Here is a 14,064-nt window from a genome sequence, read left to right on the forward strand (position 1 = left end):
TTGTGGTCGTTAACTCCGCCAGCTAGCATGAGCTGCATCACAACGTCGTGGACGGGATTACGTTATGGTCACCACCGGCTATCGGGACAGTTACCGGCGCAGCATCGAAGAGCCCGACGACTTTTGGCTGGAGGCCGCGGGAAACATCGCCTGGAGCTCTCCTCCGGCGCAGGCGCTGGACTCCACGCGGGCACCGCTCTACAGCTGGTTTCCCGACGGCACACTGAATACCTGCTACAACGCCCTTGACCGGCATATCGCCGAAGGCCGCGGGGAGCAGGTGGCCCTGATCCATGACTCGGCCATGCTGGGAACCCGGCACCGCTACACGTATGCCCAGCTCACGGACGCCGTGGCGCGCTTTGCCGGTGTGCTGCGTGGCCATGGCGTGGGAAAGGGGCACCGCGTGGTGATTTACATGCCAATGATCCCGGAAGCCGCTATCGCCATGCTGGCGTCGGCCCGGCTGGGCGCGGTCCATTCCGTGGTGTTCGGCGGCTTTGCGCCCAAGGAGCTCGCGGCCCGGATCCGGGACGCCGCACCCACGGCGGTGGTGACCGCTTCGGGCGGGATCGAACCCGCCCGCCGCATCGAGTATCTGCCGGCCGTCGCGGAGGCGCTGGAACTGGCGGGCACGCCGGATCTTCCCGTCTTGGTCAAGGAGCGCGACGGATTCGCGTCCAAGGCTGCGGACCATGCGGGCTGGCTGGACTGGGACACGGAAATGGCTTCCGCAGAGCCTGCCGCTCCCGTTGAGGTGAAGGCCACCGATCCGCTCTACATCCTCTACACATCCGGAACCACCGGCACGCCAAAGGGAGTGGTGCGGGACAACGGCGGCCACGCCGTCGCCCTGCGCTGGACCCTGGAGAACATTTACGACGTCGGTCCGGGCGACGTGATGTGGACCGCGTCAGACGTCGGCTGGGTAGTGGGGCACTCCTACATTGTCTATGGCCCGCTGCTGGCCGGCGCCACCACGGTGATGTACGAGGGCAAGCCCGTAGGCACCCCGGATGCCGGCGCATTCTGGCGCGTGGTCCGGGACCACAGGGTCAATGTGCTCTTCACTGCGCCCACGGCACTCCGGGCCATCCGCAAGGCGGATCCGGCGGCGTCGCTGCTGCGGAAGTACGACATCTCCAGCCTGCGGACCCTGTTCACTGCCGGCGAGAGGCTGGACACGGACACTTTCCATTGGGCATCACGGGCCCTCGGCGTGCCGGTGGTGGACCACTGGTGGCAGACCGAGACCGGGTGGGCCATTTGCGCCAACCCGCGTGGCCTGGAGCAGTTGCCCATCAAGGCCGGCTCCCCGAGCGTGCCCATGCCCGGGTTCCGGCTGCAGATCCTCGACGGCGCAGGCGGAGAGGTGGAACCCGGCACCGAGGGCAACATCGTGCTTGGACTGCCGTGCCGCCGGGCACCCTCACAACGCTGTGGCGGAATGATGAGCGCTACATCTCTTCCTACCTTCAGGCTTTCGAGGGCTGCTACGCCACCGGCGATTCGGGTTACCAGGACCGGGACGGGTACATCTTTGTCATGGGCCGTACGGACGACATCATCAATGTTGCCGGCCACAGGCTCTCAACCGGCGCCATGGAACAGGTGATCGGCCAGCATCCGGCCGTTGCGGAGTGCGCCGTGATCGGCCTCGCCGACCCCGTGAAGGGCCAGCGTCCCAGCGGCTACGTGGTGCTCAAAACCGGGGTGGACATCGCCGAAGATGTCCTGGCCAAGGATCTAGTGGCACTGGTCCGGCGGGACATTGGTGCGGTTGCGGACTTCAAACAGGTGACAGTGGTGGATGCACTGCCCAAGACCCGTTCGGGGAAGATCCTCCGCAAGACCATGCGCCAGATAGCGGACGGCGAGGAGTACACCGTTCCGTCCACCATCGAGGATCCAGGCGTCATCGATCAATTGATCGGAGCACTCCGGGCGGGGGAGGCGGAGGCTGGCTGAGGCGCATGGCCGGGGCGCGCACGTCCAACCCCGAGCAGCTCAGCGGGTGTTCCAGCGGTATTCGTTCTCCGGCCTGCCGGGGGTGCCGTAGCGGGCGGTCCGGGAAACTGTTCCCGCATCGGCCAGGTACTCAAGGTAGCGCCGAGCCGTCACGCGCGACATCCCCAGGGCGTCCATGACCTCCGTGGCGGACACTGCTTCGGGCTGCCCCCGGAGGAACTCCTGGACGGATCCGAGCGTCGAGGTTGAGAGTCCCTTGGGCAGCGGGAGTTCGGATGGCGCCCGGAGGCTGGCAAAGGCCTGGTCCACTTCGCTTTGCGAGGCGCCCCCTTGCCGGGGCCACCGCCGGAACCGGCCAACTGCTGCCGGAACTGGCGGTAATTTTCCAGCTTGTCGGAGAACGTGGCGAACGTGAAGGGCTTGATCAGGTACTGGACCACGCCGATTGCCACGGCGCTGCGGACGATCGCCAGTTCGCGGACGGCGGTGATCGCGATGATGTCCGCCAGGATCCCCGCCGAACGCATCCGGCGGGCGATGTCCAGGCCGTGCAGGTCGGGCAGGTTCATGTCCAGCAGGACCAGTTCAACGGGCTCTCCCGCGGCCACGAATTCGTTCAGCAGCCGCAGGGCCGACTGGCCGTCGGGGGCTGTCCCGGCGAGCTCGAATCCTTCCAGCCTCCCCACGTAGGCCGCGTGCGCTGCCGAAGCGATGGCCTCATCTTCGACGACGAGGACCCGGATGTTGCTCACTGTCTGTGCTCCTTCTCCGCGGACACCGCTGCAGGCAGGAATACTTCGAACTTGGCGCCGCGCCGGCCGTTGATGGCCAGCGTACCGCCCAAACGCTGCACCGCCTGCCGCACCAGGGCCAGGCCGATGCCCCGGCCCCCGGCCCCCGCAGGCTTGGTGCTGAATCCGTGCCTGAAGATCTTTTCCGCATCGGTGGGGTCGATGGGCGTTCCGGAATCGTTGACGGCGATGTCCAGGCCTTCTTCATCGGCCTCCAGCGTCAGCACCACCCTCCGCGGAGGGGGTGCATCGGCGGCGGCATCGATGGCATTGTCCAGCAGGTTGCCCAGGATCGTCACCAGGTCCTGGACGGCCACCCCGGGTGCCGTGCCGGAGCCCAGGGTGGAGAGATCCAGCTGGACGCCGCGTTCGTGGGCCTCGGCCACCTTTCCCATGAGCAGGGCGCCCACCACCGGTTCATCGATCGAACTCACCATGTCATCTGTCAGCTGCTGGCTCAGGGCCAGGTCCTGGGTTGCAAAGTCCAGGGCTTCCCTGGTCCGGCCGAGTTCCAGGAGCGAAACCAAGGTGTGCAGCCGGTTGGCGTGCTCGTGGGTCTGGGCGCGCAGCGCGTCGGAAAGGGTGCGCATGGTCTGCAGTTCGTTGCCCAGCGCTTCGATTTCTGTCCGGTCCCTGAGGGTGGCCACGGTCCCGTAGACGGGGACCTTCCCGCGGGTGCCCCGGGCCTCGGGACCCCGGGCCGGCCCCTGGTTGACCACCAGCACGCGGGAGCCGGTCAGGACCATCTCGTCCTTGGTGGTCCGCCCGGACTCGAACAGGCTGCGCAGTTCGTCGTCCAGGGGAAGGTCTGCCAGCGATGGGGGCCGGGTGGGGTCATTGTTGCCGGTGTCGGCCAGGCCCAGCAGCTCGGCAGCCTGGTCGTTGTACATCACCACGCGCTTCCGGGCATCGATCAGGATCAGCCCTTCCCGGACCGAGTGCAGCACCGACTCGTAGTAGGCGAACAGCTGTGCCAGCTGTTCGGGACCCCAGCCCCGGGTAACCCGCCGCAGGTACCTGCCCAGCAGCCACGACGCCAGTGAACCGCCCACCAGGAGGGCCATGCCGACGGCCAGCAGGACGGGAAGGCGCCCGGCAAAGGCGATATCGACGCTGCGGACGGTAACACCCACCGCTACGAGGGCCTTGACTGTCCCCGCAGAATCCTTGACCGGAACAATGGTCCGCACTGACGGGCCCAGCGTACCTGCCGTCACTTCGGTGTAGGTGTGGCCGCGGAGTGCTTCATCGATGGAGCCGATGTAGGGCCGGCCCAGCTCCTCGTCCCGCGGGTGGGTCCAGCGGGTACGGTCCGGCGCCATGATCGTGATGAAGTCCACGTGGGCCGCGGTGGTGACGTCTTTGGCATACGGCTGCAGGACGGTGGACGGGTCCGGCGTGGCAGCAGCCTGGAGCACCAGGGGATTGGCGGCGATGGAGGCAGCCACGCCTTCCATCCGGCGGCCCGCTTCGTCATACGTCCGGTCCCGCGCGTCCACGTAGGCGGCCGTTCCCACGATGGCGATAAACGACACGACGATCAGCAGGTTCGCCAGGAAGAGCCGGCGGGCGATACTCCAGCGGTGGATCATGCCTGCCTCCCTTGGACACTGCCGATACCGCGACCAATATGAACGCAACGGTGAGCTGGATCACGGGGTGCCCAATGATGGATATCACATTGGACGGACGTGTTGAGCCCAGAGACTGCGCCGCAACGTCTATCAGAATATCCACAAGGAGACACATCATGGCTTCTCAACGAGGAGAGTCGCTCGAGACCGCGACCCCGCGGCGCAAGGGACTGGACAAGTCCCACTACCTCTACATCGCAGTTATCGCGGCCGTCGTCCTCGGCGCGGTGGTGGGCCTGCTGTTCCCGGAGGTGGGCAAGTCCCTCAAGCCCCTGGGCGACGGCTTCGTCAAGCTCATCAAGATGATGATCGCACCGGTCATTTTCTGCACCATCGTCCTGGGCATCGGCTCCATCGCCAAGGCAGCCACCGTCGGCAAGGTCGGCGGCCTGGCACTGGGCTACTTCATCATCATGTCAACCTTCGCCCTGGCCATCGGCCTGGTGGTAGGCAACATCATCCACCCCGGCGAGGGCCTGAAGCTGACGCCGTACGACCCCAACAAGAAGGCGGCGACCGACAGCACCGTGGACTTCCTGCTGGGCATCATCCCCAGTGACGTCCCCGTGCTGCCCACCCTGCTGGCAGCCATCCTGGTTGGCTTCGCGCTGCAGAAGATGGGCGCCCAGGGTGCCCCGATCCTCAAGGCTGTCGGCTACGGCCAGGCACTGGTGTTCCGCATCCTCATCATGATCATGTGGCTCGCTCCGGTAGGTGCCTTCGGTGCCATCGCCGCCGTCGTGGGCGCAACCGGCGTGCAGGCCATCGTCAGCATGTTCACCCTGATGATCGCCTTCTACATCACCTGCGCACTGTTCATCGTGGTGATCCTGGGCGGCCTGCTCCAGGTGGTTGCCGGCGTCAACATCTTCAAGCTGATGAAGTACCTGGCCCGTGAGTACCTCATCATCTTCTCCACGTCGTCCTCGGAAGCGGCACTGCCGCGGCTGATCGCCAAGATGGAACACCTCGGCGTCTCCAAGCCGGTCGTCGGCGTCACCGTTCCCACCGGCTACTCCTTCAACCTGGACGGAACCGCCATCTACCTGACCATGGCGTCCCTGTTCGTGGCCAACGCCATGGGCACCCCGCTGGACCTCGGCGCCCAGATCTCCCTGCTGGTGTTCATGATCATCGCCTCCAAGGGTGCCGCCGGTGTGACCGGTGCCGGCCTTGCAACCCTCGCGGCCGGCCTGCAGGCACACAAGCCCGAACTGCTCGGCGGCGTGGGCATGATCGTCGGCATCGACCGGTTCATGTCCGAGGCCCGCGCCCTGACCAACTTCACGGGCAACGCGGTGGCCACCGTCCTGATCGGCACCTGGGTCAAGGAGATCGACGGCGGCCAGGTTGGCCGGGTGCTGTCCGGCGAAGAACCTTTCGACGAGGCAACCATGATGGTCCACCATCACGGCGAAATGGCACCCAAGGAAGAGGGCGCCCGCGAGGCTGCCAAGGCCTAGCCACCGCCAGGACACCCCACGAGACCGCCCCCGCAGCCATGCTGCGGGGGCGGTCCTGCGTTCCCCGGCAGCGTTCCCCGGCAGTGCAACCTTCGACCTCAGCTAGAGGGTCAAGGCTCAACATTCGCGGAAAGTCAAGTTCCGTCGAATGCCGTGTCGGGCGCTGTAACCTAGGGAGCAGAACGAACGGCGCTGGTGAGCCAGCGGCAGGAAATCACCGTCATCGAAAGTGTGGACAGATACGTGAGCAGCGAACAGGGTTCAGCAACTCTGGAGGGCACGGAATTCGACCTGGAAAACGCGGTGATGGGGCCCACCGGGCGCCCATACCGGGAGTTCCCGGAACCCGCGCCGCTGTCCTCCCACGGTCCGGCCCGCGTCATCGCCATGGTCAACCAAAAGGGCGGCGTGGGGAAGACTACCTCCACCATCAACCTCGCCGCGGCGCTCGCCGAGTACGGCCGCCGCGTCCTCCTGGTGGACTTCGACCCCCAGGGCGCGCTCTCCGCCGGCCTTGGTGTCAACCCGCATGAGCTGGACCTCACGGTGTACAACGTCCTGATGGACCGCAAGGTGGATATCCGTGACGCCATCCACCACACGGGCGTCGAGAACGTCGACCTGCTGCCCGCCAACATCGACCTCTCCGCCGCGGAAGTCCAGCTGGTCAACGAGGTGGCGCGCGAACAGGTCCTGGACCGTGCGCTCAAGAAAGTCGAAGACGATTACGACGTCGTCCTCATCGACTGCCAGCCCTCCCTGGGCCTCCTGACCGTCAACGCCCTCACGGCAGCCCACGGCGTCATCATCCCGCTCATTTGCGAGTTCTTCGCCCTCCGCGCCGTGGCGCTGCTGGTCGAAACCATCGACAAGGTCCAGGACCGGCTGAATCCTCGCCTTCAGGTGGACGGCGTACTGGCCACCATGTACGACGCAAGGACACTGCACAGCCGCGAAGTGATCACCCGCCTGGTGGAGGCGTTCGGCGACAAGGTCTTCGAAACTGTCATCAAGCGCTCCATCAAGTTCGCAGACGCTACCGTGGCCGCGGAGCCCATCACCAGCTACGCCGGAAACCACGTGGGCGCCGACGCCTACCGCCGGCTGGCAAAGGAGCTGATCTCCCGCGGCGGCGCACCCTAACCACGCCGTGGCCGAATCCAAACCCGGCTTCGAGGTGCGGCTGGCCAACTTCACGGGTCCCTTCGACCTCCTTCTGGGGCTGATCGCCAAACACCAGCTGGACATTACAGAAGTGGCCATTGCCACCGTCACGGATGAGTTCATCAAGTACATCCGTAAACTGCAGCGGCTCGGTGAAGAGTGGGCCCTGGACGAGGCGAGCGAATTCCTGGTGATCGCCGCCACGCTGCTTGACCTCAAGGCGGCACGGCTCCTTCCCGCGGGTGAGGTGGAGGACGACGAGGACATCGCCCTTCTGGAGGCGCGGGACCTCCTCTTTGCCCGGCTGCTGCAGTACAAGGCTTTCAAGCAGGTGGCAGGAATCCTGGGCGAAACCCTGCACCAGGAAGGCCGGCGCTTTCCACGCCAGGTGGCCCTGGAGGAGCACTTCGCGTCGATGCTCCCTGAACTGGTGTGGAAACACACGCCGCAACAGTTCGCCGCGCTGGCCGAGGCCGCGCTCCGGCCCAAAGCGCCCGCCCAGCCGCCGCAAGTGGCACTCGGCCACCTGCATGGGAGCAACGTCAGCGTCAAGGAACAGGCCCGGATGATGGGGCTTCGCCTGCAACAGGAGTCGCCCCAGACCTTCCGTTCCCTGATTGCCGACGCCGATTCCACCCTGGTGGTGGTGGCCCGCTTCCTGGCGCTCCTGGAACTGTTCCGGGACCGGGCCGTGTCGTTCGACCAGCTGTCCCCGCTGTCCGAGCTTGCCATCCACTGGACAGCCGAAGGCCGCGACTGGTCGGCGGAAAACCTGAGCGAAGAGTATGAGGAGCAGGCGTGAATTCCAAGCCGCAGGACCTGGCCGTGGAAGGCGGGGCAATGCTTGAGGACACAGGGAAGCCGGAGGACACGGCGCCACGGGAGGACGCGGACCACGGCCCGGACTTCGACGACCTCCCCGGCGGTGCCAAGGCTGCCCTCGAAGCGGTGCTCATGGTCCTGGACCAACCCGCCGCGGAGGAAGAGCTGGCAGCCGGGGTAGGCCTGACGGTGACAGCGGTCCGCTCCCTGCTGGCAGAACTGCAGCGTGAGTATAACGGCTATACTGTTAAAGCCCCGGAGATGGAGGATGCCAGCCACGCTGGCATTGGTTCCAGCCCCCGGGGTTTTGAATTGCGGAACATCGCCGGTGGCTGGCGGATCTACTCGCGCACGGAGTTTGCCGACATTGTCGGCAAATATGTGCTTGAGGGGCAGACCGCCAGGCTTACCCAGGCGGCGTTGGAAACGCTGGCAGTCATCGCGTACCGCCAGCCCGTTTCCCGGGCCCGGGTGTCTGCAATTCGCGGTGTCAATGTTGATTCCGTCGTACGGACGCTTGCCCAGCGCGGGCTGATCGAGGACGCGGGAACGGATCCCGAGTCCGGCGCAATCCTCTACGGGACCACCTCCTATTTCCTTGAACGGATGGGAATCAGTTCAGTGGAGGACCTGCCCCAGCTGTCGCCGCACCTTCCGGGGCTCGACGGGATCGCAGAGTTCTACGACGCCGGGACCATGTAGGCAGGACCCTTCTGCCGGCAGCGGTCTCATGAGCAGTTTGTTTATCAGGTTTTTTATCAGGGCAGACGAAGTCTGCGCGGCTGGCTAGGGTTGTCCTTGGACATCTCTGCCGGCCAAAACACATTGAAGGACGGGTCATGACACAGGCGGGACGCCAGGGTTCACCACGTAACAGTTCGGGACGCGGCGGCAACGAGCGCAACAACTCCCAGCAGCGCAGCGCACAGGGCGGCGGCTTCAGCGGCGGTTCCCGCGGCGGAACAGCCAAGCGGGCAGCAGGATTCGGCGGGGACCGGCCCCACCGCGCCCCCAAGCCGCGCGAGGAACGCTTCATCGACCCCGATCTGGCGGGGGACCAGCAGGCACGGGCATCGGAGGGCGCCCGGGGCGCCAAGCCGTCGTCGCGCAAGCCCGCGGCACGCAAGCCCGGCGCCAAGAAGGCTCCCGGAACTCCCGGTGCCCTCAAGCCCAAGCCGCGTACCGGTGCACCCGGGACAGCCGCTTCCCGTGCATTCGGCAGCGAACGCTTCGGCCAGAACCTGGGTCCGGTCCGCAAGCCCGGCCGGAAGAAGGGCCCCCGCGGCAACGTTCCGCAGTCCGAACTCCATGATGCAGACGGCGTGCGCCTCCAGAAAGTAATGGCGTCCGCCGGAGTCGCATCCCGGCGCGTCTGCGAAGAAATGATCGCCGAGGGCCGCGTTGAGGTGGACGGCCAGGTGGTTACGGAACTCGGCATGCGCGTCGATCCCAAGACCGCCGTCATCCATGTTGACGGCTTGCGGATCCAGTTGGACGAGAACCTGGTCTACATGGTGTTCAACAAGCCCAAGGGCGTGGTGTCCACCATGGAGGATCCCGAGGGCCGGCCGTGCATCAGCGACTTCCTGAAGAGCAACAAGAACACCGGCGAACGCCTCTTCCATGTGGGAAGGCTCGACGTCGCCACCGAAGGCCTGCTGCTGCTGACCAACGACGGCGAACTCGCCAACAGGCTGACCCACCCGTCCTACGAGGTTCCCAAGACCTACCTGGTGCAGGTGCGCGGGCCGTTCCCGCAGGGCGTAGGCGCCCAGCTGAAAGCCGGCGTGGAACTGGAGGACGGGTTCGCGTCCGTTGACTCCTTCCGCCTGGTGGACTCCACCCCGGGCCACGTGCTGATTGAGGTTGTGCTCCACTCGGGTAAGAACCGGATTGTCCGCCGCCTCTTTGATGCTGTCGGCTTCCCGGTCCAGCGGCTGGTCCGCGTCAAGGTGGGCCCCATCGGACTCGGGGACCAGCGCCAGGGCAGCATCCGCAACCTGGGCAAGCAGGAAGTCGGCCACCTGCTGGCATCCGTAGGACTCTGACGCATGTCCGCGTTCAAAAGCCAGGGCCGCGGCCACCTGGATGGCCCGGTGGTGGTGATTGGTACCGGACTGCTGGGCACCAGCATTGGGCTGGGCCTGCGGGGGCGTGGCGTACCTGTGTTCCTTTCCGACCCGTCACCCACCAACCAGGCGGTTGCGGTGGACATCGGTGCCGGGCGTCCCCTGTCCGAGCTGGGCAACCGCAAACCGCAACTGGTTGTGGTTGCCGCCCCGCCGGACGTGACGGCCGGCGTCGTGTGCCAGGCGCTGGCTGACTACCCCGACGCCGTCGTGGTGGACATAGCCAGCGTCAAGGCTGACATCCTGGCCCGTCTGCGCAGCCTCGGTGCCGACCTCACCCGGTACGTGGGCACCCACCCCATGGCCGGGCGGGAAAAATCGGGACCGGTGGCCGCCCGCGGCGAGCTGTTCACCTCCATGCCTTGGGTGCTGTGCCCCTCCGGGGAGACCTCCGGCGCTGCCCTGCAAGTGGCACGGTCGCTTGCCTCGGATCTTGGAGCGGTTGTCTCGCAGTTCACGGCGGACGAACATGATGAAGCAGTGGCCCTGGTGTCGCACCTGCCCCAGGTCATGTCATCCCTGCTGGCCAGCCGCCTCCAGGGAACGCCACTGCACGCCCTGTCGCTGGCCGGCAACGGCCTCCGCGACGTCACCAGGATTGCCGCGAGCGATCCCACCCTCTGGGTACAGATCCTCGGCGGGAATGCAGCCAAGGTCGTGGAGATCCTCTACGGCGTCCGCGAGGACCTGAACCGCCTCATCGGAACCCTGGAACAGCCCACGGCACCGGGAGCCCGGCTGGACCTGGCACAGCTGATCAGTGAGGGCAACGCCGGCCAGGCCCGGATTCCCGGCAAGCACGGCGGCCCGCCGCAGGCTTACTCCTGGCTCACCGTCCTGGTGGATGACAAGCCCGGCCAGATCGCGCAGCTGCTCACCGAGATCGGTGAAATCGGTGTGAACGTCGAGGATCTTCGGCTGGACCATTCCTCCGGACAGAACGTTGGCATGGTGGAATTGTCTGTGTTGCCGAACAAGCACGACCACCTGATCGAAGCTCTCAACGACCGCGGATGGCGGGTACTTCAGTAATGACACAGGAACTCCTCGAGACCATGCGCGCCCTGCGCATCGGCCGGCCGCTGGTGGTTGCCATCGACGGACCGTCCGGCTCCGGTAAATCCAGCGTGAGCAAGGAGGTTGCCCGCAGGCTGCGGCTGGCCTACCTGGACACCGGAGCGATGTACCGCGCACTGACCTGGTACTGCGTAAACCAGGGGATTGACCTTGATGACACGCCCGCCGTGGAACAGGCCTCCCGGGACTTTGCGCTGGAACTGAGCACCAGCCCCCAGGAGGAATACGTGCGGGTAGGCGGCGTGGACGTCACCGATGCCATCCGCGAACCGGCAATTTCCGCCGCGGTCAGCTCCGTGGCCACCACGCTTGGTGCCCGGACCGAACTGATCCGCAGGCAGCGGGACCTGATTGAAAAGCACCACCGCCGAATGGTGGTGGAAGGCCGGGACATCACCACCGTCGTCGCGCCCGGAGCCGAGGTGCGCATGCTCCTCACCGCAAGCGAGGAAGCCCGCCTCCGCCGGCGCGGCATCCAGCTGGGCGGTACCCAGAACGCCGAACAGCTGGCAGCCCAGGTGACCCACCGGGATGCCAGGGACTCAACCGTGGTGAACTTCACCCAGGCGGCAGACGGCGTGGTCACGCTGGACTCCTCGGACCTGGACTTCGAGCAGACCGTTAATGCCGCCCTCGTGATCGTTACAAAGGTCCTCAACCGTGACTGAGGCCCGGGCGGGTGTGCCAACCCGACTGACCATGGCGTGGAGCAGGCCGGTGGGATGGATCCTGGACCACGTGGTCTACCGGACCACGGTGACGGGCAGGAGCAACGTCCCCACCGGCGGTCCGGTGATCTTCGCAGCCAACCACATCAGCTTCCTCGACGGGCCGGTCATGTTCGGCGCGGCGCCGCGGCCCATGCACATCCTGGTAAAACAGGAGATGTTCCAGGGCTTCCTGGGCCGGGTACTCACCGCCTCCGGGCAGCTTCCGGTGGACCGGCAGGGTGACCGGGCGGCGCTGCAGCGCTGCAAGGACGTGCTCGACGCCGGACGCTGCGTTGGGATTCTTCCGGAAGGGACGCGGGGGAGCGGGGCAGCCGCGGACATCAACGGGGGCGTGGCCTGGCTGGCGCTGAACTCCGGGGCACCGGTTGTTCCGGTGGCCATCCTGGGCACCCGGCAGGGCGACGAGCACCTGGACTTCGTCCCGCGGCCGGGGCGGCGATTCCACGTGAGCTTCGGATCAGCCCTTACCCTGGCCCGCCGGGCCGGTGAAAGCGGGCGTGCTTCAATGGACAGGGCGGCGCAGGACATCCGTGCAGCGCTGGCCGGGCACGTCCAGAACGCTATCCAACTCAGCGGGCAGCCTTTGCCTTCCGCTGACCACAACGACTTGACAGCAGTAGCCGGGGACGCCGGCAGATGACCACTAAGGACAGTGCAATGAGCGACACCACCCAGACTTCCGGGCCTTCCGGCACCGACGACGAATACACTCCCACCGGCACCGACCAGGTTGCCGAACGGCTGGCAGCGATTGGCGACGACGAAGCGGAGCTGCGTGCCGCCTCCCTCCGGGCCGGCCTGGAGGATTACGAGCTTGACGAGGACGATGCCGCCCTGCTGAGCGGGGAGTACGGCGACGAGGACTTTGACGGTCCCGTCAAGCTGGATCCCGTCCTGGCAATCATCGGCCGGCCAAACGTGGGGAAGTCCACGCTGGTGAACCGCATCCTGGGCCGCCGCGAAGCAGTGGTGGAGGACACCCCGGGCGTCACCCGTGACCGGGTCATGTACTCCGCGAACTGGAACGGCCGCAACTTCACGCTGGTGGACACCGGCGGCTGGGAGCACGACGCCCGCGGCATCCACGCCCGCGTCGCCGAGCAGGCCGAGATGGCCGTGGAACTCGCCGACGCCGTGCTTTTCGTGGTGGACTCCGCAGTGGGCGCCACCGCCACGGACGAAGGCGTCATGAAGATGCTGCGCCGCAGCAAGAAGCCGGTCATCATGGTGGCCAACAAGGTGGACGACTTCGCCCAGGAAGCGGACAGCGCCGCATTGTGGGGCCTCGGTTTCGGCGAGCCCTACCCGGTCTCTGCCCTTCACGGCCGAGGTGTCGCGGACCTCCTGGACCACGTCATGGACGTGCTCCCTGAATACTCAACGATCGAGGGAACGGACCGCTCAGGCGGCCCGCGCCGTATCGCCCTGATCGGCCGCCCCAACGTGGGCAAGTCCTCGCTGCTGAACAAGCTTGCAGGATCCGAGCGCGTAGTGGTGGACAACACCGCAGGAACCACGCGTGACCCCGTTGACGAATTCATTGAACTCGGCGGCCGCACCTGGCGCTTTGTGGACACCGCCGGCATCCGCCGCCGCCAGCACATGGCGCAGGGCGCTGACTACTACGCCTCACTTCGGACGCAGGCCGCGCTCGAGAAGGCGGAGGTCGCCGTCGTGCTTCTCGCCGTGGACGAGGTCCTCAGCGAACAGGACGTGCGCATCCTGCAGCTGGCCATCGAGTCCGGCCGCGCGCTGGTCCTGGCATTCAACAAGTGGGACCTGCTCGACGATGAACGCCGCCGTTACCTGGAGCGCGAGATCGAGCAGGACCTGGCCCATGTGGAATGGGCGCCGCGGGTCAACATTTCGGCAAAGACCGGCTGGCACAAGGACCGCCTGGTCCCGGCCCTGGACCTTGCCCTGGAGAACTGGGACAAGCGGATCGCCACCGGGCGCCTCAACGCCTTCCTGGGTGAGCTCGTGGCCGCCCACCCCCACCCGGTCCGCGGCGGCAAGCAGCCCCGCATCCTCTTTGGCACCCAGGCCTCCAGCCGCCCGCCCAAATTCGTGCTGTTCACCACGGGATTCCTGGACCCCGGGTACCGCCGTTTCATCACCCGCCGCCTGCGGGAGACCTTCGGATTCGAGGGAACCCCGATTGAGGTCAGCATGCGCGTGCGCGAGAAGCGTGGCCGGAAGCGTTAATTGCGACACACCTTGGGGCTGATCACCGGAAAGTGTCACAGGCACCCCTCCGGATCGTGTAAGCTCTTCTAGGTGGTTCG

General features: G+C 66.3%; 9 protein-coding genes and 3 pseudogenes. 10 read left to right on the forward strand and 2 right to left on the reverse strand.

The window, feature by feature from the left end; translation table 11 throughout:
• Nucleotides 1-64: 64 nt before the first annotated feature.
• Nucleotides 65-1,968, forward strand: a pseudogene (locus OUO20_RS04445) (propionyl-CoA synthetase).
• Between the two features lie 39 nt (nucleotides 1,969-2,007).
• Here OUO20_RS04445 and OUO20_RS04450 read toward each other — a convergent pair.
• Nucleotides 2,008-2,720 (reverse strand): annotated as a pseudogene (locus tag OUO20_RS04450) (response regulator).
• The gene (locus OUO20_RS04455; protein ID WP_268002911.1) at nucleotides 2,717-4,351 is read right to left on the reverse strand and encodes a sensor histidine kinase; all 1,635 of its coding nucleotides are present in this window, start codon (nucleotides 4,349-4,351) and stop codon (nucleotides 2,717-2,719) included. The pseudogene OUO20_RS04450 and the gene OUO20_RS04455 overlap by 4 nt, the downstream one beginning before the upstream one ends.
• Nucleotides 4,352-4,509: 158 nt before the next feature.
• On the opposite strand from OUO20_RS04455, the gene OUO20_RS04460 reads away from it, so the two are divergent.
• From OUO20_RS04460 to der, 9 genes and pseudogenes are all read left to right on the forward strand, one after another.
• Nucleotides 4,510-5,856: a C4-dicarboxylate transporter DctA gene (locus tag OUO20_RS04460; protein ID WP_018772019.1), complete on the forward strand. Its 1,347-nt coding sequence runs from the start codon at nucleotides 4,510-4,512 to the stop codon at nucleotides 5,854-5,856.
• A 243-nt stretch (nucleotides 5,857-6,099) separates the two neighbouring features.
• Complete coding sequence (locus tag OUO20_RS04465; RefSeq protein WP_026266195.1) at nucleotides 6,100-6,999, forward strand: ParA family protein; 900 nt, start codon at nucleotides 6,100-6,102, stop codon at nucleotides 6,997-6,999.
• A gap of 7 nt (nucleotides 7,000-7,006) precedes the next feature.
• Complete coding sequence (locus tag OUO20_RS04470; RefSeq protein WP_018772021.1) at nucleotides 7,007-7,822, forward strand: segregation and condensation protein A; 816 nt, start codon at nucleotides 7,007-7,009, stop codon at nucleotides 7,820-7,822.
• Entirely contained in the window at nucleotides 7,819-8,544 is a 726-nt protein-coding gene (scpB, locus tag OUO20_RS04475; protein WP_442781113.1) for an SMC-Scp complex subunit ScpB, read from the forward strand. The genes OUO20_RS04470 and scpB overlap by 4 nt, the downstream gene beginning before the upstream one ends.
• A 137-nt stretch (nucleotides 8,545-8,681) precedes the next feature.
• Nucleotides 8,682-9,890: a pseudouridine synthase gene (locus OUO20_RS04480; RefSeq protein ID WP_018772023.1), complete on the forward strand. Its 1,209-nt coding sequence runs from the start codon at nucleotides 8,682-8,684 to the stop codon at nucleotides 9,888-9,890.
• Between the two features lie 3 nt (nucleotides 9,891-9,893).
• Nucleotides 9,894-11,003, forward strand: coding sequence for a prephenate dehydrogenase (locus OUO20_RS04485; protein ID WP_134164415.1), 1,110 nt, complete (start codon nucleotides 9,894-9,896; stop codon nucleotides 11,001-11,003).
• Nucleotides 11,003-11,716, forward strand: a complete 714-nt coding sequence (cmk, locus tag OUO20_RS04490; protein ID WP_018772025.1) for a (d)CMP kinase — start codon at nucleotides 11,003-11,005, stop codon at nucleotides 11,714-11,716. Before OUO20_RS04485 ends, cmk begins: the two co-directional genes overlap by 1 nt.
• A gap of 31 nt (nucleotides 11,717-11,747) precedes the next feature.
• Nucleotides 11,748-12,426: pseudogene (locus OUO20_RS04495) on the forward strand (lysophospholipid acyltransferase family protein).
• 10 nt (nucleotides 12,427-12,436) lie between these two features.
• Nucleotides 12,437-13,984, forward strand: coding sequence for a ribosome biogenesis GTPase Der (gene der / locus OUO20_RS04500; RefSeq protein WP_018772027.1), 1,548 nt, complete (start codon nucleotides 12,437-12,439; stop codon nucleotides 13,982-13,984).
• The last annotated feature ends 80 nt before the right edge of the window (nucleotides 13,985-14,064 follow it).

Source organism: Arthrobacter sp. FX8 (assembly GCF_026723805.1).
In the GTDB taxonomy this organism is placed as follows: domain Bacteria; phylum Actinomycetota; class Actinomycetes; order Actinomycetales; family Micrococcaceae; genus Arthrobacter.

What these genes read in the sequence shown, in the direction of transcription:
- OUO20_RS04455 (WP_268002911.1), bottom strand. Translation starts at nt 4,351, where the DNA reads ATGATCCACCGCTGGAGTATCGCCCGCCGGCTCTTCCTGGCGAACCTG.
- cmk (WP_018772025.1), top strand. Translation starts at nt 11,003, where the DNA reads ATGACACAGGAACTCCTCGAGACCATGCGCGCCCTGCGCATCGGCCGG.
- OUO20_RS04480 (WP_018772023.1), top strand. Translation starts at nt 8,682, where the DNA reads ATGACACAGGCGGGACGCCAGGGTTCACCACGTAACAGTTCGGGACGC.
- OUO20_RS04460 (WP_018772019.1), top strand. Translation starts at nt 4,510, where the DNA reads ATGGCTTCTCAACGAGGAGAGTCGCTCGAGACCGCGACCCCGCGGCGC.
- der (WP_018772027.1), top strand. Translation starts at nt 12,437, where the DNA reads ATGAGCGACACCACCCAGACTTCCGGGCCTTCCGGCACCGACGACGAA.
- OUO20_RS04485 (WP_134164415.1), top strand. Translation starts at nt 9,894, where the DNA reads ATGTCCGCGTTCAAAAGCCAGGGCCGCGGCCACCTGGATGGCCCGGTG.